Source organism: Subtercola boreus (assembly GCF_003399635.1).
In the GTDB taxonomy this organism is placed as follows: Bacteria; Actinomycetota; Actinomycetes; order Actinomycetales; family Microbacteriaceae; genus Subtercola; species Subtercola boreus_B.
On sequence record NZ_NBXB01000034.1, the window covers coordinates 198,471 to 220,666 of the forward strand.

A 22,196-nucleotide genomic window follows, 5' to 3' on the forward strand; every position below is an offset into this window, starting at 1 on the left:
TGCCCGCGCCGCCCGCGCCCCGCCGCCGCCCGCGCCCCGCCGCCGCCTCTCGGCACTTCGGGAGGAGCTGGGCCAAGGTGGGGCGAATAGAGCGGTACAGCCGCGTATCTCCTCCCGTTCTGGCGAAAACGGCCACGCTCCGCGCCGCTCCCGCGCCCGCGGTCCCCCGGGCGCCACGTCCGGCGCTCGGAACGGACACGGTTCTGGCGATCCTCGCCACATGCTGCGGACGATTGCCGAAAACGTGTCCGTTCTCCGGACTGCCGCGGCGGGGGGCGTCAGAGCGCGGTCGGCGGCGGGCGGGGCGTCAGCGCGCGGCGGGGGCGGCGGCGCGGGCGAGCACCGCCGCGACGGTGCGCGGGTCGGCCAGCACGCGGAAGTGGCCGCCCGTGTCCAGCCGCACATTCTCGGCCCCGGCGAGTGCGCTGCCCTCGGGGATGTGCGGGTCGAAGACGCCGAACACGGAGACGATCCGCGCGTTCGCACTGAGGTCCCGGCCGAGGGCGGAGAGTCCGGCATCCGTCGCCCGGAACGCTCGGAGCGACCGCAATGGCAGGAACCGTGCGTAGCGGGACCCCCCGAACGGCGCCGCGACGGCGACCATCCCGTCGATGCGCGCGGCGGTCGACGGCAGCAACATGAGGCGCTTGCCGACCAACCCGCCCTTACTGTGCGCCACGATCACCACGCCGCGGAGGTCGCGCGCGAGAAGGTAGTCGGCGGCGATCCGCGCGGCCGCATCGAGCGGCACCCGGTTGTTCTGCAGCGCTGTCACCACGTGCACCGGATGCCCGGCCGAGTGCAGCGCCTCGATCGTCGGCCGCAGGAACTGCCAGGTCTCGAAGATGCCCGGGATCACGAGCACGGGGCGCGCGCTACCGCTGAGGTACTGGCGCGGGTCGGCCCGCGAGACCGCGGCCCGCGCCTGCCACGTCAGAGCGTAGAGGTAGTCGAGCGCCCACCAACGCGCCTCAGCAAGCACCCGCGCGCCCCGCGAGGCCCAGGTGCCGCCGATCATCGGCGTTCCCCCTCCGCAGCCTCAATGCCCTCCGGAGTCTCCGCACCCTCCACGCACTCTGCAGCCGGCGCGCCCACCCCTCCCCGCGACGCCCCCGGCCCGGCCGCAATCGGCCGCACCAGGCCCAGGATGTGCGCCGCCACACGCCGTGGCGCCGTGAGATGCACGACGTGGCGCTGCCCGCACACCTCAACCAGGCGGGTACCCGGAACCGACCCTGCCACGGCGGCGCACCACTCGTGCCGGGCGATGGGATCATCCGTTCCGCGCACCACCAGCACCGGAACCCGCACCCCCGAGAGGCGCTCCCGCAGCGGGTAGGCGAGCATCGGCGACGTCTCCCGCAGGAACCACCGGAGGCCCGCCCGCGCCGTGTCGGCAAGGGCAGTGCGTTTGACGAACAGCGGCTCGCCGAGGCTGTCGCGCGCCAGGGCGGCGGTCTGTCGCAGCAGGGTGTCCCGCGACGGGTCGACGACGGGGCCGATGAGCACCAGGTGGGAGACGAGCTCCGGTCGCTGCAGCGCCAGCTCGGTCACGATCTGGGCCCCCATGGAGTGCCCGATCAGCACGGCATTCGGCAGGTGCAGCGCGTCGAACACTCGGCCGATCATGCTCGCGTAGGCCTCGATGCTGAGCGGATGCCCGGGGGTCCGCATCCCGCCGAAGCCGGGCAGGTCGAGCGAGAGCGACTCCCCCGCCAGCGCGAGTTCGTTCTGCAGCCGCGTGCCGTACCGGTGCGAGGACCCGATACCGTGCACGATGACGAACACCGGCCGGCTCATCCGCCCCTCGAGGCTGCTCTGCACCACCCGGAACTGCAGCCCACCGACGGTGAGCACACGGCCCGCTGCGATCACAGGTCAGCCGCCCGGGCGGTAGGGTGCGTCGTCACGCACGTCGATGCGCTTCGTGTGCGGCGCGACCTCGGTGACCGCGATGCGGGGTGCCGCGTCGAGCTCGTCGGCCTTCGGCGCGGTCAGGAGTTGTTCGCGTCGCTCTGCGGTGAAACCGCCGTCGGCGTCGACAGTGTTCTCAGCGGCTGTCGGGTTCTCAGCGTCTGTCGGGTTCTCAGCGTCTGTCGGGTTCTCGGTGTCTGCGGGCACGCACTAACGCTAACCCGCGGAACGATTTCGCTCAGGGGGTTGCGCCTCGTGGTGCGGGCGTCCGTGGGTGCGCCGACCCTCTTTCATCTCGGCCTCGAACAGGTGCCGCCGGCCATCCACGAGGGCGTCGCGGGCCGCCTGCTCGAGCTCGCGGAACGCCGACCAGTAGTTCGCGTCGTAGTCTTCGACGATCTGGAACGTCCACCGCCCGTCGATCACGTTGCGCCCGACGAGCTCGTCGTCGATCCGGTCGGCGAGCTCCGGATGCCCGCTCTCACGCAGCAGCGCCACGGCCTCCCCCAGGGCGAGATCGGCCTGGCCGGTCATCCGGTGGAACCCGTAGAGCAGCCCGCGGGCGTTCTCCACCACCTCGAGCGCCTCGCTGAGCTTGCCGAGTGCCTCGACGGTCTTGTCGTCGACGCCCTCCGGTCGCAGGTGAGCGGAATCGGGGCCATCGTTCTCAGGGTTGTCGTGCATCCGGATCCTCCAGCGTCGGGGTTCTGACTCACACCCTCGCCGTCGGACCCGCCACAGGCAAGCCCCTTGTGGAGTGCGCTACGAGTCTCCGCCCACAGCCGGCTCTCCCACGAATGTGTGCGCCTCGCCGGCGAGCTCCGGCCAGAGCTGCTGGTCGTCGACACGCACCCAGTCGCGGGCCGGGCTGCCCTCGGCGGCGTGCGCCCGGGCGATGCCGCGCTCCTGCAGGTCGGCGCCACGCGCGGCGGGCAGTTCGACCACGAGGTCGTCGCCGTCGAGGAACGCGAAGACCGTGCCGTGCACCGTCAGACCGTCGCCGGTCACGGCCACCCCCTCCTCATCGCGCATCAGAACGGCGAGGTTCTCGTAGCTCTCGGTTGCCGCAACGGAACTGACCATGTTTCTGCCTCCCAGCAGGTCGAACGGCGCGGGGGTTCGCGATGTGCGACCACCGAACGGCGGCGCAACGGTTTTGCGCTCGCACTGCAACGCTAGCGCGGAGAGAGGCCGGGACCGTCACCGTGAGCAGCGCGGCCGGTCGACGCCCGCCGAGAGGTCAGGATTCGTAGCGTTCGAGCCGCTGCCGGTCATCCGGCCCGATCAGCCCACTGCGGATCGCCTCCTCGCGAAGCGCCACTTTCGTGCCGACGTCGATTCCCGCCAGCCGGTACTTCCGGCGGATCCGCTTGAGGTGCGACTTCGCGGTCTCCTCGCTGATGTGCAGCAGCGTCGCGATCCGTTTCGCCGAGTCTCCCGAACTGTAGAGGGCCATCACCCGCCGTTCCTGCGCCGACAGCCGCGACGCGTCGTCGCCTGCCTCGAGCTGCGGGATCAACCGGGCAGACACGAAGGTCTCGCCGGAGTGGGCCGCGTGTACGGCCAGCACGATGTTCTCGGCCTGCTCGCTCTTCACGAGGTAGCCGAGGGCGCCGGCGGCGAGCGCTTCACGCACGACGGCCGGTTCGGAGTACGTGCTCATCACCACCGTCCTGACGCCGACGGTTCCGAGGGCCCGGAGTTTGACCGAGATCGGCAGGTTGTCGCGCAGGTCGAGGTCGAGCAGCACGACATCCACCGGGAACTGCGGATGCGCCAGCAGGTCCGGCCAGCTGCTCACCGCGGCGACGAGCTCGATGTCGGTGGTCGCGGCCCTGATCCACTCGCCGAGGGCGGTCAGGAGCATCCGATGGTCATCGACGATCGCGAGTCGGATTCCCGTTGGTGCCATACAGGCATCCTGCCAGATCGGAGGGAGCCATCCTGCCGGAACGACACCCGGAAGGGGGGCGCAGGCGAGCGACACCAGCCACGGTGCACTTCGGGGTCCCCCGGGGTAGATTTCAGAGGTGACGACACGTTCTGGGGCCAGCCGTCGCCCTGGTTCCCCCGAAGAGGCCCCTCCTGCGGGATTTCGGCTCGGCGCTGTCTGTGCGCGGGGATTCGGCGTGGTCTTCTGTCTCTCCGCGATGCTCAACCTGGTGGTGCCGCAGCTGGACAGGGCGGGATCGTTTGCCCCCGCCCTGTTCGGGATCGCCCTCATGATCGCGGGCTTCGTGGTTCTCGGCAGCCGCCAGACCGCCGTGCGTGCGGTACTGGTCTACGGTGCCGGCCTGGCCACAATGACCGCCTTCCTCCTCCCTGGTGTGGGCGTCGACTCCTCGGCGACACTCGCCACGGTGACCGCCCTCTCGTCGATGGCCGTTCCGTCGTTGCTCGTGGCCGTCGCCGATCGTCGGTCACTGCCGGTCGTCGCGCTCACCTCTTTCGTGCCCATGCTCGTTCTCGCCGTCGTCGTGACCGCCCCCTCCGGTCGTGCGCCCTTCGTCGCGGTGGCGGTGGTGGGCGGCTGGATCGCGATGACCTTCGCCGGGCTGTGGCTGGCACGGAGCGTCCGGCGTGCCGACACAGGAGTCGAACGGCTGAGGGAGGGGTACGCAGCCGAGCGCCGGTCCACCGAGACGGAAGCGGAACTCCGCTACGGCGCACGGATGCTGCACGACACAGTGCTCGCAACGCTCACGGTCATCGCCCATTCCGGCGTCGGGGTGCGTCCGGGCGCGCTTCGCGAACAGGCTGCCGCCGACAGCGCTCTGCTCGCGCAGCTCCGCACGGCGGGCACTCTCGCTGCTCCCCTGCCGGTGAGGGCGGAGTCGGCGGAGCTGCCGGAGTCGCTGGACTCCCCGGAGTCGCTGGCGGAGCATCCACCGAGCGAGCTCCACGCAGAGGTCGAGACGTGGTGCGCCGCCCGCGACTTCAGCGTGACCTGGTACGGCCCGGCCCGGTTGGCTGCGACATCCGCCCAGCTCGACGCTCTCACCCGGGCCGTCATCCAGTGCCTCGAGAACGTGCGCCGGCACTCGGGCGAGACCGTCGCCGAGATCACCGTCAGCGAGGATGAGGCGCTCGTGCGTGTGGTCGTGACAGACACCGGCACGGGCTTCGAGCGGGCCCTCGTTCCCGCGGGTCGCCTCGGGCTGGCCGAATCGGTCGAGGCCAGGATCGCCGCCGTCGGCGGAGTCGCGCGGGTGTTCTCCTCCCCCGGCCGCGGCACCACGGTGCTCCTGGAGGTTCCGCGATGAGTACGCGGTTCGACCGCGCTGCCTCCGCTAAGTCTGAGCCGTCCACATCCCCCGCGCCCGACGCGACCAGCACTCTGTCGCAGCTCATCGCGGCGACCAGCGGTGGGCCGGCGGCGATCAGCCGGCTGCGCGCCCGAATCCGCCAGGACAGGAATGTGAGCGCCGGCTACCTTGGCCTTGGTTTCGTGGTTCTCGGTGGGCTGCTGATGGTTCGCGGACTCGTCTCTCTGGGGTGGTCCTGGTCGGGCGGACCGTTCCGCTGGCTGACGCTCCTCGCCTGGGGGCTGCTCATCGTGCTGTTCATCGGGGCAGTGCTGGCGGCGAAGCGGAACGGGGGAATCATCCCCGGTCGCCTCTCGCGGCTCCTCACCGGCACTGGAGTGCTGTGCATCGCTGTCGACCTCGCGGCCTTCACGATCGACGGCGGCAGAACAGCCCTCTACCCCACGACGATGATCGGCTTCGGGGCTTGCCTGCTCGCCTGCCTCCCCCTGCAACCGCTCCGGCGCAGTGTCGTCGGCGCGGTCTGCCTGGCCGTCGGCGGAGGCGGAGCACTGGTGGTCGGCTACCTGTTCAACCCGTCCAGTCTCTCCGCCGGGGTCACCGGCCTCCTCCTCGGACTCACACCCGTCGTGGCGGGAATCTCGATGATCGGTGCCTCGGATCGGTATCTCGGGCGGAAGATCGACCGCGCCGTCACGGAGAGCCTCGTCACCGCATCCGCCGTGGGCCACGGAATGGGTTCGGTCTCGGAACTGCGGCGGCTCGACAGCGCAGCGGAGACGCTTCTGGCCTCTGTGTCGCGGTTGCCGGCCGACCACCCCATCGATGCCGACACGGCCGCGAAGGCTGAGCTCCTCGGCGACGACCTCCGGCTCGCACTGCTCTCCGACCACGAACAGACCTGGCTCCAGATCGCGGTGACGGAATCGGAACGACTCAGTCGATCGGTCACGATCGACGACCCCGGATTGCTCGCGGCGACACTCGAACCCGGCCGTCGCCGGAACCTGCTCGCCCTGACCTGGCTCTGCGCAGCCACCGCGACCGCGCCCGTGCTCGAACTGGCCTTCGCCGGATCAGCCGGGGCCGGCGTCGCTCCCCTGACCGTGGTGTTCGCACTCACCGACACGCGGCGACGGGGAATCGATCCGGCGGTGTGGCCGCTGTTCGACCGGCTCGGCCGGTACACCATAAAGGTGGGGGCGGACCGGGCGCTGGTCCGGGTCGATCTCGGCTGACGCGGCTTCGGTTATGGCTTCGGCTTCGGCTATGGATGGCAGGCCATCCGGCCCCCGAACCGTCGCCCCGTCAGCGCGCCTCGAGGAACGGCACGCAGAACCCACCGACCGTCACCACGACCATCCCGATTCCGACGGCGATGCCGGTGTGCAGCCGCTTCCGCCCCGACTCACCGCGGGTCGTCCCCCACATGTATGCGCTGACGTGCACCCGATGCGCCTCATCGACGAGCTGCTGGGTGCCCGGCAGGCTGAGATCGAGCGAGCCGCTCGCGACCTGCGCCTCGATGCGGGTCGCCTCCTCCAGCGTCATGAGTTCGTTCCTGCTGCGCTTCAAACCCTCACCGCCCGTTCCGGATGCCCTCCCTCAGCCTAGGCACACCATGAGCCTAGGCACCAGCCCCCGCCGCGGCGCAGCCCCACCGTGCCGCACCCTCACCGTGCCGTCGCTTCGTCACGAAGCCTCGTCGTGCCGCAGCGTCCTCGTCACACGGCGCGAAGGCTCGAGGCCGCCGCCTTCCGCACAGCGACGGTCAGCGCATCGAGCAGCGTCGACGCCAGGTTCCAGCGCTGCCAGAACAGTGGCACGTCGGTGGGCTGGCTCGGAGCCAGCTCGACGAGGTCGCCACGGGCGAGTTCGGCCGCGCACTGCTGCTCGGGCAGCATCCCCCAGCCGAGCCCGGCCACGATCGAACGTGCGAAGTCGGCCGAGGTCGGCACGAAGTGCCGGGGAGCAGCAGCGGCCCGGGCATCCGGAACCAGCTGGCGGAGGAACCCGCTCTGCAGCTCGTCCCGCCGGTCGAAATCGATGTGCGGCGCGGTCGACAGCCACGAAGCAAGGTCACCGGAAGCGCCCCGCCACCGCCCGGTGTACGACGGGCTCGCCACCGCCCGGTAGCGCATCACGCCGAGCGCCGTCACCGAGCATCCCTGCACCGGCTCGGGGTTCGACGTGACCGCCGCCATCACCGAACCGGAGCGCAGCATGGCCGTCGTGTACCCCTGGTCGTCGCGCCGCACATCGAAGACGACATCGAGGCGCCCGGCCGCGTCGGCCAGCGCCGGCAGGAACCACGTCGCGAGACTGTCGGCGTTCACCGCGACCGGGATCGCCGGCCACTTCGCGCCCGGGCCCGCTCCCGCCTGGCCGAGATCGGCGAGCGCCTCCGCCTCGACCAGCTGCACCTGGCGGGCGAGCCTCAGCACCACATCCCCCGCCGATGTCGGCCTCACCGGATTGCTGCGCTCGAGGAGGATCTGGCCCGCCCGCTGCTCCATCGCCTTCACCCGCTGCGAGACCGCCGATGCGGTGATGTGCAGGCGGGTTGCGGCAGACTCGAACGTCCCCTCGTCGACCAGCACGATGAGGGTCTCCAACTGCTCCCGCGCGAATCCGTCCATAAGCTGAGCTTAGGCTTGCTGAAAATCTTTAGCTGGATTCATTCCGCACGGGCCTCTACTGTCAGACCGTGCCCGCTTCGGAGACTCTCCTGCCCGCGCTGCTCGGCCTCCTCACCGGCCTCTCACTGATCATCGCCATCGGTGCCCAGAACGCCTTCGTGCTGCGGCTCGGCATCGAGGGGCAGGGCCGGATGATCGCCGTCGTCGTCTCGATCTGCGCCCTCTCCGACGCCGTCCTCATCGTCGCCGGAACCCTCGGCATCGGAGCGCTGATCTCGGCTGCTCCCGCCGTTCTGGTGATCATCCGGATCGTCGGATCGGGGTTCCTGATCGTCTACGGGCTCTTCGCGGCCTACCGTGCCTTCCGTCCGAAAGCGCTCGACCCTTCGGCCTCCACCGACAGCCGGCCTGCGACACGCCTCTCCACCGCCGCCCTTACCGCCCTCGCCCTCACCTGGCTGAACCCGCACGTCTACCTCGACACCGTGATCTTCCTCGGCTCCGTGGCGAACCAGCAGGGCACGTCCGAGCGCTGGTGGTGGGTGGGCGGGGCGATCCTCGCCAGCTTCCTCTGGTTCTTCGGCCTCGGTTTCGGTGCGCGCCTCCTCCGCCCTGTCTTCGCCCGCCCCGGTGCCTGGCGCGTGCTCGACGCCCTCATCGCCGTGGTGATGCTGGCGCTCGGCCTCCGCATGGCGCTCGGCGCCTGACCGTCGCGAAGCACCCCTCGCCAGATTGGCGGAATGCTTTGAATGTATCTCCAAGTGATACATTCAAAGCATGAAACAGGGAGAAGCTCGCCAAGCTCTGGCACACCTCTCGTCTGCGCAATGGGGCATGCTGACAACCGCTCAAGCTGTTCGTCAAGGCGTCGACCGACTGCAGCTCGGGAGATTCGCCGCCGCAGGCGGCCTGGAGCGCCTGAGCCATGGTGTCTACCGGGACGCAGGGAGCCCCCCGACCGAATACGACGACCTCCGAGCGGCTTGGCTGAGCACCGATCCATCCAGAACCGCCGAGGACCGGGCGAACGATGGCCCGGGCGGCGTTGTGGTGGGTGGTGCCACTGCGGCGTTCCTCCATCAGATCGGGAATCTGCAGCCAGAGCCTTTCACCTTCTTAAGTGAGACCCGGCACCAATCACAGCGACCGGAGATACGGCACCGCCGACGCACGCTGGCCGCCGACGACATCACAATCGTCCAGGGACTTCCCGTCAGCACAACAGAACGCACCATCGCAGACCTGGTAATGGATCGCGAGGACCTCAGTCTGGTCGTTGACGTTCTCGGGGACGCCGTTCGCCGTGCCCCCGTCCGCCTCGGCCACCTCGTCGAACTGCTGGATCCGCTTTCCGCCCGTAACGGTCACCGCACAGGCGATGGACGCGGCTTGCTCGAAGACCTGCTCGAAAGAGGCGGCATGGATGACGTACTTCGGTCGCGAACGCCGGGCGATGGGGCTGAGCACACGTCAGATCCGCTGAGTGGCGATCGCACCGACGAAAGGACCGAGCGACGATGATCCAGGTGCTTCCCGGGTACTCCGACGGCAACGCTGTCCGGTCCGCCATCAAGTCGGCGGCCCGGATGGCGGCTCAAGATCTGAACCCGAGCGTCGGCACCCTCGTTCAGCAGGCAACGTACGACCGCTTCCTGTGCAGGGTGTTCTCGGACCCGAACAGCACGTTCCTCCTCAAAGGCGGCACAGGGATGCTCGCGCGAGTCGCCCATGCCCGAAGCACGCGAGACGTCGATCTCGCCAGCATTGACACCGAAACCGAGGCCGCCGTCGCGGATCTGATCACCCTTTCGAGAATCGATCTGGGCGACCACTTCAGATTCGCGTTCGCAGGTCGCCGCACCCAGATCGGCGGAGAGAACCAGCCCTACACCGCGGGCACCAATCTCACCTTCGACGTCTACATCGGAGTCACCAAGCACGGAAACCTGTCGATCGATCTAGCCGCCGGGCACACTCCGACCGGCAGAGTCGAAAGACGCGCCCCGGCGAACCGATTGCCGTTGCCCCGCCTCAGATCGCATGACTACCTGCTCTACCCCATCGCCGACCAGATCGCCGACAAGGCCTGCGCCACTCTCACCTCCTATGGCGTCGCTGGCAAAGCGCCCTCGCGGGAGAAGGATCTCGTCGACCTGGTCACAATCGCGCTTCACGAACAGATCGACGCTCATGCACTCCATCAAGCGCTGGCAACCGAAATGATTCTGCGCCGGCTTGATCCACCCGTCGAATTCCGGATTCCTGCAAGCTGGGGACCTGCCTACGCTCGTCTCGCCAGGCAGATCATGTTTCTCATGAATTATCGAACTGTCGAGGATGCACTTTCGCTGGCAAAGTCGCTCCTCGACCCCATCCTGAGTGGCACCGTCGAACACGGCGTCTGGGATCCCTCAATCCTCCGCTGGACCCGGCGATCATGAACGAAATGCTCTACGGGAGACCAGGCAGGCGAGGAGGGGCGCGATAGCGTGAAGGGCATGCAGCCCACGAGCCCGATCCAGTACGCCGCGTCCGAGAGCGGCGCCGTGCCGCCGCTCGAGCAGATCCGCGACGGGATCTGGGCCCTGCCACAGGCCAAGCCGAACCCGCAGCTGCCGTACACGCTGAGCTACCTGATCGTCGACGCGGAGGACCGGGTGCACATCATCGACCCGGCCTGGAACTCCGATGCGAACTTCGAGACGCTCAGGCGGGCCCTCATCGAGATCAGCAGCTCGGTGAGACACATCGCGAGCGCGACCATGACGCACATGCACATCGACCACATCGGCATTGCCGGGCGTCTCCAAGAGGCCTTCGAGGCGCGGATCGGCCTCAGCCGCATCGACCAGGAGGCCATCGAGCAGCAGCTGCAGGTGCCGGCGGTCACGTACGGCGACGAGGACTTCGCCCGCTGGGGAGTCCCTGACGTCGAGCGCGCGATGCTCCGCGAGACGTCCCTCTCCGATGCCGCCGTGGTCGACACCCGCGCCGACCTGCTGCTGGAGCCCGGCGACACTCTCGACATCCCCGGCCGCAGCATCCGCGTGCTCGCCACCCCGGGCCACACGGCCGGCAGCGTCTGCTTCGTCGACGCGGATGACCGAATGCTGTTCACAGGCGACCACCTGCTGCCGATGATCTTCCCCGGCATCGGGCTCGGGGGCCGGATGACCGGCAATCCGGTCTCGACCTACATCGACTCGCTTGGCAGCCTCGCGCCGTTCGACGACTGGGAGGTGCTGCCGGGCCACGGGTACCGGTTCAGCGGGCTCGGCGAGCGCCGCCGTGAGTCGGCCGAACACCACGACCGCCGCACGCGGGAGACCGCGGCCGTGCTGGCTGGGCATCCGGAAGCCAGCGTGTGGCAGGTCGCGGAACAGTTGCACTGGACGGCCGGCTGGGACGGACTGCAGGGCGCGTACCGCCGTTCCGCCCTCGCCCAGACCGAGATGCACTCGGGGCGCGTGCGGAACGGTGACTGGGAGCGCTACCTGGCGTGAGCGATCCGGATGTCGCCACCCTCCCCACCCCGTCACCTTCCTCCCCACCCCCACCCTCAACTCAATCGATCCACCGGAATCTGTCGGTCAGAGCGTCGCAGAGCGACAGATTTCGGTGGATGGACGGTGATTCGCAGGCAGAAGGGCAGAGCGCGGCGGCGGGGGGCTACACCTCGAGGTGACGCTCGTCGACGCCGTTGTAGGCGCTGAGGGGGCGGATCAGGGAGTTGGCGGCGAGCTGCTCGGCGATGTGGGCGGTCCAGCCGGTGATGCGCGCCGCGACGAACAGCGGGGTGAACGTCGGGGTGTCGAATCCCATCAGGTGGTAGGCCGGGCCCGAGGGGTAGTCGAGGTTCGGCTTGATGTTCTTGCCGCCGGTCATTGCCTGTTCGAGGGTGTCGTAGAGTTCCGAGAGGTCGGGGCGCTCGTAGTAGTCCACCAGGGTGTCGAGCGACGCCTTCATGGTGGGCACCCGCGAGTCGCCGTTCTTGTAGACCCGGTGGCCGAAGCCCATGATCTTGCGCTTCTGGGCCAGGGCATCCGCGAGCCAGTCAGCTGCCTTGTCGGCCGTGCCGATCTCGTCGAAGATGTGCATGACCGCCTCGTTCGCGCCGCCGTGCAGAGGTCCCTTCAGCGCGCCGATGCCGCCGACGACGGCCGAATACAGGTCGGAGAGGGTCGACGTGATGACCCGCGCCGTGAACGTCGACGCGTTGAAGGAGTGCTCGGCATAAAGGATGAGCGACACGTTGAACGCGTCGACCACGACCTTGTCGGGCACCTCGCCGAACGTGATGTAGAGGAAGTTCTCGGCATAGCTCAGCTCGTCGTTCGGCTCGATGATGTCGAGGCCGTGGCGGCGACGCTGGTCGTAGGCGACCACGGCCGGGATCTGCGCGAACAGCTGCACCGACTTCGCGAGGTTCGACTCGACACTCGCATCGTCGGCATGCGGATCGAGCGCGCCGATGGCGCTCACCGCGGTGCGGAGCACGTCCATCGGGTGGGCGCTGGTCGGCAGGATGTCGATGACCTGCTTGATCTCGGGATCGAGCGAGCGGAACGACCGCTCGACGTGCTGCAGCTCCTCGAGCTCCGCCGCCGTCGGCAGTTCACCGTGCCAGAGCAGGTAGGTGACCTGCTCGAACGAGCAGTTCGCCGCGAGCTCCTGCACCGGATAGCCGCGATACAGCAGCGAGTTCGTCTCGGCGTTGACCTTCGAGACGGCGGTGTGGTCGGCGTAGACGCCGGCGAGGCCCTTGCGGATCTCCGGCTCAGCGGCGGTGGTGGATGGTGCGTTGGTGGTGTCGCCCATGACAGCTCCTTCGGTGTGTGGTGCGCGGGTCAGCGCTGGATCTGGAAGTTGAAGACCGACGAGTCGAACGAATTGTACGATTCGTAGTCGAGCAGTTCGTAGAGGTCGGCGCGGTGCTGCATCTCACCGACCACGCTGTTCAGCGAGCCCTCGGCGTTCAGCGCGTCGAGCGCCCGGTCGGCCGCGCCCATCGCGAGCCGCAGCAGCGACACCGGGTAGATGACGATGTTGATGCCCACACTCTCGAGCTGCGTGGTCGTGAACAACTCACTCTTACCGAATTCGGTCATGTTCGCCAGCACCGGAACGTCGACGACCGCGCGGATCGCCTCGAACTCGGTCAGGTCGGCCATAGCCTCGGGGAAGATGGCGTCGGCTCCGGCGTCCACGAGCGCACGGGCTCGATCCTGCGCGGCGGCGAGGCCTTCGACCGCCCGCACATCGGTGCGCGCCATGATGAGCAGGTTCGGGTCGCGGCGGGCGTCGGCTGCGGCGCGGATGCGCTTCAGCGCGACATCCAGCTCCACCACGGCCTTGCCGTCGAGGTGACCGCACCGCTTCGGGTTGACCTGGTCCTCGATGTGCAGGCCTGCCACACCCGCGTCTTCGAGGGTCTGGATGCTGCGGGCCACGTTCATGGGTTCGCCGAAGCCGGTGTCGGCGTCGACCAGAACGGGCAGGTCGGTCATCCGCGCGATCTGCTGGGTGCGGCCGGCGACCTCGGTGAGCGTGGTGAGGCCGATGTCGGGGAGCCCGAGGTCGGCGCTGAGCACGGCGCCCGAGACGTAGACACCCTCGAAGCCCTTGGCCTGGATCATCTTGGCGGAGAGCGGGTTGAAGGCGCCGGGCAGGCGGTGGAGCTTCCCGGTCGCGAGCGATGCGCGAAAGTCGGCGCGCTTGGCGGCCGGGGTCTTAGTGGCGTACAGCATCAGAACAGTCCCTTCGGGGTTTCGACGGAGGCCAGGAGGCCGGGCTTCGCGACGATGGTGAGCTGGCGCACTTCGTCGGCGGTCAGCTCGTAGGTGCGCTCGGCGAGCGCGAGGAAGCGCTCGATCTCGGTCTCTTCCAGAACGCCCGCAGCGAGCGTGCGGAACTTGTGGATGTAGTCGGCACGCTGGAACGGCCGGGCACCGAGCGGGTGGGCATCCGCTACGGCGATCTCGTCGACGATGCGTTCGCCGTTCGCGAGCTCGATCTCGACGCGGCCGCCGAACGCCTTCTCAGCGACATCGTTCGAGTGGTAGCGGCGGGTCCACTCGGCATCCTCGACCGTGGTGACCGTGTTCCAGAGCTCGACCGTGTCGGCCCGGGCCGCACGCGACGGGAGGTACGACGCCTCGTGGTTCCACGTGCCGTCCTGCAGCGCGACCGTGAAGATGTACGGAATCGAGTGGTCGAGCGTCTCGCGCGACGCGGTGGGGTCGTACTTCTGCGGGTCGCCCGCACCCGATCCGATCACGTAGTGCGTGTGGTGCGAGGTGTGCAGCACGATCTGCGTGACGTTCGCCGGGTCGACGAGCTCCGGATGCTCGGAGTGGAGCTTTCGGGCCAGGTCGATCCACGCCTGCGCCTGGTACTCGGCCGAGTGCTCCTTCGTGTAGCTGTCGAGGATGGCGCGCTTGGCCTCGCCCGGGGCGGGGAGGGCGACGTCGTAGACGCGGTCGGGGCCGCCGAGCAGCCAGGCGATCACGCCGTCCTCGCCTTCGTAGATGGGGGTCGGGCTGGTCTCGCCGCGCATCGCTCGGTCCACGGCCTCGACCGCCATCTTGCCGGCGAACGCGGGGGCGTGCGCCTTCCAGCTGGAGATCTCGCCCTTCCGGGACTGGCGGGTGGCGGTGGTCACATGGAGGGCCTGGCCGACGGCCTGGAAGATGGTCTCCACGTCGAGGCCCAGCAGCGTGCCGATGCCGGCGGCGGCACTCGGTCCGAGATGGGCCACGTGGTCGATCTTGAACTCGTGCAGGCTGATCGCCTTCACGAGGTCGATCTGGATCTCGTAGCCGGTCGCGATGCCGCGAACGAGGTCGGCACCGGTCTTGCCCGCGTGCTGCGCCACGGCGAGGATCGGCGGGATGTTGTCGCCCGGATGCGAGTACTCGGCGGCGAGGAACGTGTCGTGGAAGTCGAGCTCGCGAACCGCAACTCCGTTCGCCCAGGCGGCCCACTCGGGGCTCTTCGTCTCGCCGGCAGGCAGGCCGAAGACGGTCGAACCGGGAGTGTAGGGATGGGCCTCGGCCTGCGACCGGGCGGAGACGACGGGTTTCCGGGTGAGGGAGGCGGCTGCGACGCTGGCGTTGTCGATGATGCGGTTGATCACCATGTCGATCACCTCAGGGGTGACCTCGACGGGGTCGGCTGCGACCCGTGCGATGCGGTGGGCGAGCTGGTTCTCGCGGGGCAGGTCTTCGTCGCTCTTGTAGGTGCGCACGTTCAGGTGTTCGACCACGGATGGGTCCTTTCGATCAGGATGTTGCGCGAGGGTGGGCTGCGGTGGAGAGGATCGCCTGCAGGGACTTGTGCAGGTGCACATGGGTGGCGTGAGCCGCCAGGTCGGCGTCGCCGCCGAGGATGGCCTCGACGATCATCCGGTGCTCGCCTGCTGCTTCGAGGAGTCGATCGGGGTTGTCCTGCGAGAGGCGGCGCACCCGGGCGAGGTGGATGCGCAGATTCGCGAGGGCCGAGACCAGGTAGGAGCTCCGCACGGCCCCGTCCACGGCGCGGTCGAACTCGCGCACGAGCTCGAAGTAGTCGTGGCGTCCGGGATCGTCGGCGGCGAGCAGTGCCGGCGCCGTGCGGAATCGCGCCAGCAATTCGGCGAAGACCCTCTCATCGCGGCGGGCGGCGGCGAGACGCGCCGCCTGCTGCTCGAGCGCCTGGCGCAGTTCGAACAGCTCTGCCACGTTGTCGGTCGAGACGGCGGTGACGACCAGCCCCCGGCCGGACTCGGCGAGCAGACCGTCGGCCTGCAGCCGGCCGAGCGCCTCACGGAGCGGAGTGCGGGAGATGCCGAGGCGGGCGGCCGTCTCGACCTCGCCGAGGGTGGTGCCGGGTTGCAGCTGCCACTCGAGGATCTCGTCGCGGAGCAGCTCGTAGGCCCGGTCGCTCGCGCGTGATGCCACCGTCGCCTCCCTTGCCATCCGTCGATCTCTTCCTCCGAATGTACACACTGACGCGCTATTCGGCCACCTTTCGAGCAGAATCGACTGTCCAGCCCCACGAATGTGCACAAGCTGAATCTCGGCTGCTCGCAGCAAAGACGAAGGGACCCATCTCGCGCCACCCCGCGGGGTGATGCACGATATGGGTCCCTTCGATCCGGCCAGCCTGCCGCTGGGCGGCGACTCGACGTTACGCGCAGCGGGGCAAGGGGGCTACTTGACGGCGGCCAGCACGTCGTCGAGCAGCAGCGACGCCTTCTCATCGCTGAGCGACTGCGCGAGGGCCAGCTCGGAGACCAGGATCTGCCGCGCCTTCTCGAGCATGCGCTTCTCTCCGGCCGACACGCCCTTGTCTTCGTTCCGGCGCCAGAGGTCGCGCACCACCTCGCCGACGCGGTTCACGTCACCGGAGGCCATCTTCTCCTGATTGGCCTTGTACCGGCGCGACCAGTTGCCCGGCTCCTCGACGAACGGGTTCTGCAGCACGTCGTAGACGGCCTGCACACCGGCGTCGTCGATGACGTCCCGCACGCCGACCAGGTCGATGTTGTCGACCGGGATCTTGATGGTGAGCTCACTGGTGTGCACATTCAGCGTGATGAACCGCTTCTGCTCGCCTTTGACGTCGCGTGATTCGATGGCCGTGATGGTGACCGCGCCGTGGTGGGGGTAGACGAGTGTCTCGCCGACTTCAATCTTCAATTACGACTGCCTCTGTTCAAATCGTCTCGGCCCACCCAGCAGACCCCCTCGACGAGAATCCCGGTGACTGCCAGCAAAAAAAGCATGGCACAGTGAGCACAGAGTGCTATTCTACCCGACCGCAGCCCCCGCTCACGCCGCCGGCCACATCAGTGGTTCTGGGCCCTCTCCGGCTGCCAACCGTGCTCCCCGAGCATCCGCCAGACCGTCTTCGTGAGGTCGGGGTGCTGCATCGCGATCTGACGGAGCACCCGGTACTCTCGGGCTCCGGATGCTCGTTGGCCCCCATTCGCCTCGATGGCCTCTGCGCGAAGCAGGTACACGACAAGCTCATCCACCGTCGGAAGCTCCTCCATGAACTGCCACGGATCCTCGCCGCCCAGCAACCGTTCGTGCACCACGGTGTCGAGCTCCTCACGCGCCTCGGCCCGCAGCACCTCCAGGCTCGCGCCGCCGAAAGGCTGGCTGCTGAACGGCCGGCCGCTGGTGTCCCTGTTCAAACGATGATCCCGATCCTTGTCACGCAAAGATCTCGTCGAAGAAGGCCCGCATGGCCACCCAGGACCGCGCGTTGGCCGTGGCATCGAACATTGCACCGTAGTCGGGGGCGTTCGTGTCGGGCATCGTGAACGCGTGCATCGCTCCGCTGTAGCTGACGACCTGCCAGTCGGGGGCGTCGGCGGCGCGGAGCTCGTTCTCGAAGTCGACGACCTGGTCGTCGGGAACCACGGGGTCTGCCGCACCGGTCAATACCAGGAGGGGTGCGGTGATCGCTCCATTCTCGGCCGGGGTCTCTGTTGCGAGCCGGCCGTGGAACGAAACAGCCCCAGCGATGTCCGCCCCGGAACGGGCGAGTTCGAGCGCGCCCGATCCGCCGAAGCAGTAGCCCATCACCGCGATGCGCTCGGGGTCGACACCGGGCTCCGTGCGCAGCCGCTCGAGGTTCGCTGCGAGATGCGCCCGGAACAGGTCAGTGTCGGCGTACAACTTTCCCGCCAGCGCGGGCGCCTCATCCTGCCCGACTTCGCGGCCGTCGCCATAGACGTCGCCTGCGAGGGCGATGTAGCCGAGCCGCGCGAGCATCTCCGCGCGCACCCGGGCGTGGTTGTTAAGCCCGGACCAGTCGCTGATGATGAGGACCGCCGGGCGGGCATCCACTGCCGCAGGCTTGGCCAGGAACCCGCCGAACTCCCCGAAGGTGACGGCGGTGGTCTCGACGGCCCCTGCCTCCTCCACAGAAGCGAGCAGGGTTTCGAGGGCCGGGGTGAGCGGGGTGGGGTACGCGGTCGTCATGGCTCCAAGCCTACGCACGAAAACCCGGCAATGAGCTGCGTGGCGTAGCCTCAGCCCATGGCCCCGACAGCTTCTGACCTCTCGTCCACAGGCTCCACTTCTCCCTCACAGCCCCTCCTCCGGCTAGGAGTTCTGCACACCTCACGGAAAGTGGACGAGAAGCGGCTACCGCTTCATCCCGAGCACCTCGAGCGCATCGACGAAGACGTGCGCGCGAACATCGTGCTGGAGTACGGCTACGGAGAACGCTTCGGAATTTCGGATGACGAACTCTCGCCACTTGTCGGAGCACTGGGCACGCGCGAAGAGATCATCGCGCAGGCCGATGTTCTGCTGCTGCCGAAACCCCAGGTCAGCGACCTCGAAGACCTGCGAGACGGGCAGACGCTCTGGGGCTGGCCGCACTGCGTGCAGGACAGAGGGATCACCCAGCTCGCGATCGACAAGAACCTCACCCTGATCGCGTGGGAGGCCATGAACCACTGGAACAGCGACGGCAGCTACGGGTTGCACGTGTTCCACAAGAACAACGAGCTCGCCGGGTACTGCTCGGTGCTGCACTCCCTGCAGCTCTGTGGATCGACCGGCGACTATGGTCGCCGGCTGACCGCCATCGTGATCGGTTTCGGCGCGACCGCCCGGGGTGCGGTGACGGCGCTGAACGCCCTCGGCATCCACGACGTGCAGGTGCTGACCAACCGCAGCATCGCGGCCGTCGGCTCACCGATACCGTCGGTCGACATCATCCAGTTCGAGCACAATGCCGAAGCACCCTACGAGAGCATCGTGAACTCGGCGGATGGCCCCGTGCTGCTCGCACCCTTCCTCGCCGAGCGCGACATCGTCGTGAACTGCACCCTGCAGGACCCGAACGCGCCGCTCACCTACCTGCGTCTCGAAGACCTCGATGCGTTCCGGCCCGGCAGTCTGATCGTGGATGTCTCGGTCGACGAGGGCATGGGTTTCAGTTGGGCGCGCCCGACGACGTTCGCCGAGCCGATGTTCACGGTGGGGCGAGCCACGAACTACTACGCGGTCGATCACAGCCCGTCGTTCCTCTGGAACTCGACCACCTGGGAGATCAGCGAGGCCCTGATGCCGTTCCTCCGGCCCGTGATGTCGGGGCGGGCGGCCTGGGCGGAGTCGGATACGATCACCCGGGCCATCGAGATCGACGAGGGGCGCATCCGGAACGAGGCGATCCTCGAGTTCCAGGGCCGCTCGCCCGAGTACCCCTACCTGCCGCTGGCCTGACGCAGCGCCGGTCGACCCTGAGCGCGGTGACTCTCCCCGACCCCTCAGAATCGCCGGGTGCTGCGGTCGGCGAACGCGTCGAGCGCCGCGATGACCTCGAACGCCAACCACACCCGATTGCGCGAGGCGGCGCTGGCCGGCCGCAGGATGCCGACAGCCTCCAGGCGCGCGAGAGCCGCCAGGGCGGTCTTCGGGGGCACCCCCAGCGCCTTTTCGACGAACGACGAATTCAGCACCGGATGCTGGATGGCGAGCACGGCGAGACGATGCGCCGACGAGGTCGATTTTGTGTCGGCAAGCCGCTCACCCCAGGCGGCCTGCAGATCTGCGATGGTATGCGCGAGACGACGGCCGTTCGCCACCGCGAGGAAGACGGCGTCGGTGAACACCCCGACGATGGAGGCGAGGTCACCCTGCCGGTAGGTGGTGAGCGCCGCGAAGTAGGCGTCCCGCTGGGCGAGCAGCCCTGACGAGATCGGCACCGTGACGTGGCGCGTGACCCCCGATCTGCGAAGCATCGACTGCGCAAGCGCCCGGCCCGTTCTGCCGTTGCCATCGGGAAAAGGATGGATCGTCTCGAACTGTGCATGCACGAGAGCCACTCCGACGAGCGACGGAAGATCGGTGCGGCGGGCGAAAGTCAACAGGTCTGCCATAGCAGCCGGCACACGCTCGGGAACCGGCGGCACAAAAGCGGCCCGGTGCGGGCTGAAGTTCGATCCGCCGATCCACACCTGCTGCTCGCGGTATCGCCCGGTCAGCTCCGGTTCGGACGTCTCGAGAAGCAGTCGCTGCATCGAGATGATCGTCTCATCCGACAGATCGTCGGCGAGATCGATGGCCGCCTTCATGGCCCGCACGTTACTGACGATCAGAGCTGCGTTCCCCTGGTCACGCTCGCCGAGGTCGACTTCGGAGATCGCGCGGGCACCGCTGGTGAGGTTCTCGATCTGCGAGCTCGAGGCGGATTCGCTGCGGAGCAGAATGAACGCGTACGGCGCGGTGAGCTGAGCGATCTCTGCGTCGAATCGCGCGAGTTCCGCTGTCGCGTCGTCGACCTCTGCCAGCAGAGCCGACGACAGCGGGGCTCGGGCGGCGGCAATCGCCGGGACCACGGCCGCTTCGTAGGGCTGCTGCATCTCCTCCCAGACGCGCCGCGTCACATGGTCGGCCGCGACGGAACCCCTCCACGGCACGGCCTCCGTCTGGACCCGCGGCCACGAGTCGCCCGGCACGTCGTAGGGGTGAATAATCTGCTCCTTACTTACACTAAACGACCTTAGTGTAAATAAGCGGGACAGCAGGAGGCGGTCAGACGGCCTGCAGGAACGAGGCCGGCTCCTCGGCGAAGTGCGCGAGCGCGGGCGGCATCGCCCATCCCTTCGCACGCATCGACTGCGCCCAGAGACGGCCCGCCCGGTACGACGAGCGCACCAGCGGGCCGGCCAGCACCCCGAGGAACCCGATCTCCTCGGCCTCCTGCTTCAGCTCGACGAACTCCGACGGGTGCACCCAGCGCGCGACCGGCAGGTGCCGGGGCGAAGGTCGAAGGTACTGCGTCAGCGTGATGATGTCGGTTCCCGCGTCGTGGAGGTCGTGCAGCGCCTGGCTGATCTCCGCGCGCTCCTCTCCCATCCCGAGGATCAGGTTCGACTTCGTGATGAGCGACGCCGCGCGCGCCTGAGTCAGCACGTCGAGCGACCGCTCGTAGCGGAACGCCGGGCGGATGCGCTTGAAGATCCGCGGCACCGTCTCCACATTGTGCGCGAACACCTCGGGCCGCGACGAGAACACCTCGGCGAGCAACGAGGGATTGCCCGAGAAGTCAGTGGCGAGGATCTCGACCCCGGTCCCCGGGTTCGCCTCGTGGATCTGCCGCACCGTTTCGGCGTGCAGCCACGCCCCCTCGTCGGGCAGGTCGTCGCGCGCCACACCCGTGACCGTCGCGTACCGGAGCTTCATGGCGGAGACGGATGCCGCGACCCGGCGCGGCTCGTCGGTGTCGTAGTCCGCGGGCTTGCCGGTGTCGATCTGGCAGAAGTCGCACCGGCGCGTGCACTGCGACCCGCCGATGAGGAAGGTCGCCTCCCGGTCTTCCCAGCATTCGAAGATGTTGGGGCAGCCGGCCTCCTGGCAGACGGTGTGCAGGTCTTCGCTCTTCACGAGCTCCTGCAGCTGCCGGTATTCGGGGCCGAACCTGGCCTTCGTCTTGATCCAGTCGGGCTTCTTCTCGATGGGGGTGGTCGCGTTCCGCACCTCGAGGCGCAGGAGCTTCCGGCCCGCGGGCACCTCGGCACTCACGCGGCGACGCCCGCGGTGGCGACGGGCGCGGTGGCGACGGCCGCACCGGCCGTGGTGGCGCGGGCGGCGACCCGGTCATTCACCCGGCGGTCGGCCGCGGCGCGATCGCTCACGAGACGCTCGGCGGCGGCCCGGTCATCCACCCACCGCTCGAAGAGCTGGGCGAGCCGCTCCTCCACGAACGGCAGCGCCTCGGCCGGCGTCACCTCCCGCCCCACGACCCGGGAGATCGTGGTCACGCCCGCGTCGCGGATGCCGCACGCCACGATGCGGGCGTAGGCGTCGAGGCTGTTGCTGCAGTTGAGCGCGAAGCCGTGCATCGCAACGCCGTCGGCGACGCGGATGCCGATGGCCGCGATCTTGTCCTCGGCTCCGGGTTCTCCCACCCAGGCACCGGATCGGCCAGCGACCCGCCGCGCGTCGACACCGAGGTCGGCGAGCACCGCGATCAGAACGGATTCGAGGTCTCGCACGTACTGTACGACGTCGATCGGCTCCGGCAACCTGACGATCGGATAGCCGACGAGCTGGCCGGGGCCGTGCCAGGTGATCTTGCCGCCCCGGTCGACGTCGATCACCGGGGTGCCGTCGTCGGGCCGCTCCGACGGGTCGGTGCGCCTGCCGGCCGTGTAGACCGACGGATGCTCGAGCAGCAGCACCGTGCCGCCCGCCTCACCCGCCACGACGCCCGCGTGCGTGCTGCGCTGCAGCGCCAGCGCCTTCGTGTACGGCACCAGTTCGTGCCCGACGCCCAGTTCCCGAATGTCCACCATGGAGCGAGTATAGCTTTAATGGACCGAGTCCAACAATACTGCTCCGGATGGCGGCATCCGATTCCCGCGGTGCCCCGT

At 68.6% G+C, this 22,196-nt stretch carries 25 protein-coding genes and 1 pseudogene; 7 read left to right on the forward strand and 19 right to left on the reverse strand.

Annotation, left to right across the window (positions count from 1 at the left end; translation table 11 throughout):
* Nucleotides 1-307: 307 nt before the first annotated feature.
* The 6 genes from B7R22_RS13050 to B7R22_RS13075 form a co-directional block, all read right to left on the reverse strand.
* On the reverse strand, nucleotides 308-1,018 hold the full coding sequence (locus B7R22_RS13050) for an esterase/lipase family protein (RefSeq protein WP_116412128.1): 711 nt from the start codon (nucleotides 1,016-1,018) through the stop codon (nucleotides 308-310).
* A complete protein-coding gene (locus B7R22_RS13055; RefSeq protein ID WP_116412129.1) occupies nucleotides 1,015-1,875 on the reverse strand; it encodes an alpha/beta fold hydrolase in 861 nt (286 codons plus the stop codon). The genes B7R22_RS13050 and B7R22_RS13055 overlap by 4 nt, the downstream gene beginning before the upstream one ends.
* 3 nt (nucleotides 1,876-1,878) lie before the next feature.
* On the reverse strand, nucleotides 1,879-2,121 hold the full coding sequence (locus tag B7R22_RS13060) for a hypothetical protein (protein WP_116412130.1): 243 nt from the start codon (nucleotides 2,119-2,121) through the stop codon (nucleotides 1,879-1,881).
* 9 nt (nucleotides 2,122-2,130) lie between these two features.
* Nucleotides 2,131-2,598 (reverse strand): hypothetical protein, encoded by a 468-nt coding sequence (locus tag B7R22_RS13065; RefSeq protein WP_116412131.1) that lies wholly within the window; start codon nucleotides 2,596-2,598, stop codon nucleotides 2,131-2,133.
* A gap of 78 nt (nucleotides 2,599-2,676) precedes the next feature.
* The gene (locus B7R22_RS13070) at nucleotides 2,677-2,997 is read right to left on the reverse strand and encodes a hypothetical protein (RefSeq protein WP_116412132.1); all 321 of its coding nucleotides are present in this window, start codon (nucleotides 2,995-2,997) and stop codon (nucleotides 2,677-2,679) included.
* A gap of 157 nt (nucleotides 2,998-3,154) precedes the next feature.
* Nucleotides 3,155-3,826 (reverse strand): response regulator, encoded by a 672-nt coding sequence (locus B7R22_RS13075; RefSeq protein ID WP_116412133.1) that lies wholly within the window; start codon nucleotides 3,824-3,826, stop codon nucleotides 3,155-3,157.
* Between the two features lie 118 nt (nucleotides 3,827-3,944).
* On the opposite strand from B7R22_RS13075, the gene B7R22_RS13080 reads away from it, so the two are divergent.
* Together B7R22_RS13080 and B7R22_RS13085 are read left to right on the forward strand one after the other, a co-directional pair.
* Complete coding sequence (locus tag B7R22_RS13080; protein WP_147305382.1) at nucleotides 3,945-5,177, forward strand: sensor histidine kinase; 1,233 nt, start codon at nucleotides 3,945-3,947, stop codon at nucleotides 5,175-5,177.
* Complete coding sequence (locus B7R22_RS13085; RefSeq protein WP_116412135.1) at nucleotides 5,174-6,418, forward strand: hypothetical protein; 1,245 nt, start codon at nucleotides 5,174-5,176, stop codon at nucleotides 6,416-6,418. The genes B7R22_RS13080 and B7R22_RS13085 overlap by 4 nt, the downstream gene beginning before the upstream one ends.
* 70 nt (nucleotides 6,419-6,488) lie before the next feature.
* On the opposite strand, the gene B7R22_RS13090 is transcribed toward B7R22_RS13085, so the two are convergent.
* Together B7R22_RS13090 and B7R22_RS13095 are read right to left on the reverse strand one after the other, a co-directional pair.
* Entirely contained in the window at nucleotides 6,489-6,731 is a 243-nt protein-coding gene (locus B7R22_RS13090) for a hypothetical protein (protein ID WP_116412136.1), read from the reverse strand.
* A gap of 173 nt (nucleotides 6,732-6,904) precedes the next feature.
* Nucleotides 6,905-7,819: a LysR family transcriptional regulator ArgP gene (locus B7R22_RS13095; RefSeq protein ID WP_116412137.1), complete on the reverse strand. Its 915-nt coding sequence runs from the start codon at nucleotides 7,817-7,819 to the stop codon at nucleotides 6,905-6,907.
* Between the two features lie 68 nt (nucleotides 7,820-7,887).
* On the opposite strand from B7R22_RS13095, the gene B7R22_RS13100 reads away from it, so the two are divergent.
* Nucleotides 7,888-8,526, forward strand: a complete 639-nt coding sequence (locus tag B7R22_RS13100; RefSeq protein ID WP_216363451.1) for a LysE/ArgO family amino acid transporter — start codon at nucleotides 7,888-7,890, stop codon at nucleotides 8,524-8,526.
* A 70-nt stretch (nucleotides 8,527-8,596) separates the two neighbouring features.
* Nucleotides 8,597-8,746 (forward strand): annotated as a pseudogene (locus B7R22_RS20265) (type IV toxin-antitoxin system AbiEi family antitoxin domain-containing protein); the annotation flags it as partial.
* A gap of 210 nt (nucleotides 8,747-8,956) precedes the next feature.
* Here B7R22_RS20265 and B7R22_RS19870 read toward each other — a convergent pair.
* Nucleotides 8,957-9,286 carry a hypothetical protein gene (locus tag B7R22_RS19870; RefSeq protein ID WP_253259067.1) on the reverse strand — a complete coding sequence of 110 codons (330 nt, stop codon included), beginning with the start codon at nucleotides 9,284-9,286 and terminating at the stop codon, nucleotides 8,957-8,959.
* A gap of 50 nt (nucleotides 9,287-9,336) precedes the next feature.
* On the opposite strand from B7R22_RS19870, the gene B7R22_RS13110 reads away from it, so the two are divergent.
* The gene (locus B7R22_RS13110) at nucleotides 9,337-10,260 is read left to right on the forward strand and encodes a nucleotidyl transferase AbiEii/AbiGii toxin family protein (RefSeq protein WP_116412139.1); all 924 of its coding nucleotides are present in this window, start codon (nucleotides 9,337-9,339) and stop codon (nucleotides 10,258-10,260) included.
* 57 nt (nucleotides 10,261-10,317) lie between these two features.
* Entirely contained in the window at nucleotides 10,318-11,322 is a 1,005-nt protein-coding gene (locus B7R22_RS13115) for an MBL fold metallo-hydrolase (RefSeq protein ID WP_116412140.1), read from the forward strand.
* Between the two features lie 166 nt (nucleotides 11,323-11,488).
* Here the strand turns inward: B7R22_RS13115 and B7R22_RS13120 are convergent, their stop codons facing one another.
* From B7R22_RS13120 to B7R22_RS13150, 7 genes are all read right to left on the reverse strand, one after another.
* Nucleotides 11,489-12,637: a bifunctional 2-methylcitrate synthase/citrate synthase gene (locus tag B7R22_RS13120; protein WP_116412141.1), complete on the reverse strand. Its 1,149-nt coding sequence runs from the start codon at nucleotides 12,635-12,637 to the stop codon at nucleotides 11,489-11,491.
* 29 nt (nucleotides 12,638-12,666) lie between these two features.
* On the reverse strand, nucleotides 12,667-13,566 hold the full coding sequence (prpB, locus tag B7R22_RS13125) for a methylisocitrate lyase (RefSeq protein ID WP_116412142.1): 900 nt from the start codon (nucleotides 13,564-13,566) through the stop codon (nucleotides 12,667-12,669).
* Nucleotides 13,566-15,083 carry an MmgE/PrpD family protein gene (locus B7R22_RS13130; protein ID WP_253259068.1) on the reverse strand — a complete coding sequence of 506 codons (1,518 nt, stop codon included), beginning with the start codon at nucleotides 15,081-15,083 and terminating at the stop codon, nucleotides 13,566-13,568. Before B7R22_RS13130 ends, prpB begins: the two co-directional genes overlap by 1 nt.
* A gap of 16 nt (nucleotides 15,084-15,099) precedes the next feature.
* On the reverse strand, nucleotides 15,100-15,756 hold the full coding sequence (locus B7R22_RS13135) for a GntR family transcriptional regulator (protein WP_253259069.1): 657 nt from the start codon (nucleotides 15,754-15,756) through the stop codon (nucleotides 15,100-15,102).
* A 252-nt stretch (nucleotides 15,757-16,008) separates the two neighbouring features.
* Nucleotides 16,009-16,497, reverse strand: a complete 489-nt coding sequence (locus B7R22_RS13140) for a CarD family transcriptional regulator (protein ID WP_116283994.1) — start codon at nucleotides 16,495-16,497, stop codon at nucleotides 16,009-16,011.
* Between the two features lie 149 nt (nucleotides 16,498-16,646).
* On the reverse strand, nucleotides 16,647-16,997 hold the full coding sequence (locus B7R22_RS13145) for a tryptophan synthase subunit alpha (protein ID WP_116412145.1): 351 nt from the start codon (nucleotides 16,995-16,997) through the stop codon (nucleotides 16,647-16,649).
* A 19-nt stretch (nucleotides 16,998-17,016) separates the two neighbouring features.
* Entirely contained in the window at nucleotides 17,017-17,790 is a 774-nt protein-coding gene (locus B7R22_RS13150) for a dienelactone hydrolase family protein (protein WP_116412146.1), read from the reverse strand.
* Nucleotides 17,791-17,847: 57 nt separating this feature from the next.
* Between B7R22_RS13150 and B7R22_RS13155 the strand changes: the two genes are divergently transcribed.
* A complete protein-coding gene (locus tag B7R22_RS13155; protein ID WP_116412147.1) occupies nucleotides 17,848-19,044 on the forward strand; it encodes a N(5)-(carboxyethyl)ornithine synthase in 1,197 nt (398 codons plus the stop codon).
* A gap of 44 nt (nucleotides 19,045-19,088) precedes the next feature.
* Here B7R22_RS13155 and B7R22_RS13160 read toward each other — a convergent pair whose 3' ends face one another.
* The 3 genes from B7R22_RS13160 to lipB all read right to left on the reverse strand — a co-directional run bounded on the left by B7R22_RS13160 (nucleotide 19,089) and on the right by lipB (nucleotide 22,118).
* Complete coding sequence (locus tag B7R22_RS13160; protein ID WP_253259070.1) at nucleotides 19,089-20,279, reverse strand: Fic family protein; 1,191 nt, start codon at nucleotides 20,277-20,279, stop codon at nucleotides 19,089-19,091.
* Nucleotides 20,280-20,355: 76 nt separating this feature from the next.
* The gene (gene lipA / locus B7R22_RS13165) at nucleotides 20,356-21,345 is read right to left on the reverse strand and encodes a lipoyl synthase (RefSeq protein WP_116412148.1); all 990 of its coding nucleotides are present in this window, start codon (nucleotides 21,343-21,345) and stop codon (nucleotides 20,356-20,358) included.
* Nucleotides 21,342-22,118, reverse strand: coding sequence for a lipoyl(octanoyl) transferase LipB (gene lipB / locus B7R22_RS13170; RefSeq protein WP_116412149.1), 777 nt, complete (start codon nucleotides 22,116-22,118; stop codon nucleotides 21,342-21,344). Before lipB ends, lipA begins: the two co-directional genes overlap by 4 nt.
* Between the last annotated feature and the right edge of the window lie 78 nt (nucleotides 22,119-22,196).

Bases quoted from the DNA above. Each gene is read 5' to 3' on its own strand.
- B7R22_RS13155 (WP_116412147.1), top strand. From the start codon at position 17,848: ATGGCCCCGACAGCTTCTGACCTCTCGTCCACAGGCTCCACTTCTCCC.
- B7R22_RS13050 (WP_116412128.1), bottom strand. From the start codon at position 1,018: ATGATCGGCGGCACCTGGGCCTCGCGGGGCGCGCGGGTGCTTGCTGAG.
- B7R22_RS13085 (WP_116412135.1), top strand. From the start codon at position 5,174: ATGAGTACGCGGTTCGACCGCGCTGCCTCCGCTAAGTCTGAGCCGTCC.
- B7R22_RS13120 (WP_116412141.1), bottom strand. From the start codon at position 12,637: ATGGGCGACACCACCAACGCACCATCCACCACCGCCGCTGAGCCGGAG.
- B7R22_RS13090 (WP_116412136.1), bottom strand. From the start codon at position 6,731: ATGACGCTGGAGGAGGCGACCCGCATCGAGGCGCAGGTCGCGAGCGGC.
- B7R22_RS13095 (WP_116412137.1), bottom strand. From the start codon at position 7,819: ATGGACGGATTCGCGCGGGAGCAGTTGGAGACCCTCATCGTGCTGGTC.
- B7R22_RS13075 (WP_116412133.1), bottom strand. From the start codon at position 3,826: ATGGCACCAACGGGAATCCGACTCGCGATCGTCGATGACCATCGGATG.
- B7R22_RS13065 (WP_116412131.1), bottom strand. From the start codon at position 2,598: ATGCACGACAACCCTGAGAACGATGGCCCCGATTCCGCTCACCTGCGA.
- B7R22_RS13110 (WP_116412139.1), top strand. From the start codon at position 9,337: ATGATCCAGGTGCTTCCCGGGTACTCCGACGGCAACGCTGTCCGGTCC.
- B7R22_RS13115 (WP_116412140.1), top strand. From the start codon at position 10,318: ATGCAGCCCACGAGCCCGATCCAGTACGCCGCGTCCGAGAGCGGCGCC.
- lipB (WP_116412149.1), bottom strand. From the start codon at position 22,118: ATGGTGGACATTCGGGAACTGGGCGTCGGGCACGAACTGGTGCCGTAC.
- B7R22_RS13070 (WP_116412132.1), bottom strand. From the start codon at position 2,997: ATGGTCAGTTCCGTTGCGGCAACCGAGAGCTACGAGAACCTCGCCGTT.
- prpB (WP_116412142.1), bottom strand. From the start codon at position 13,566: ATGCTGTACGCCACTAAGACCCCGGCCGCCAAGCGCGCCGACTTTCGC.
- B7R22_RS13150 (WP_116412146.1), bottom strand. From the start codon at position 17,790: ATGACGACCGCGTACCCCACCCCGCTCACCCCGGCCCTCGAAACCCTG.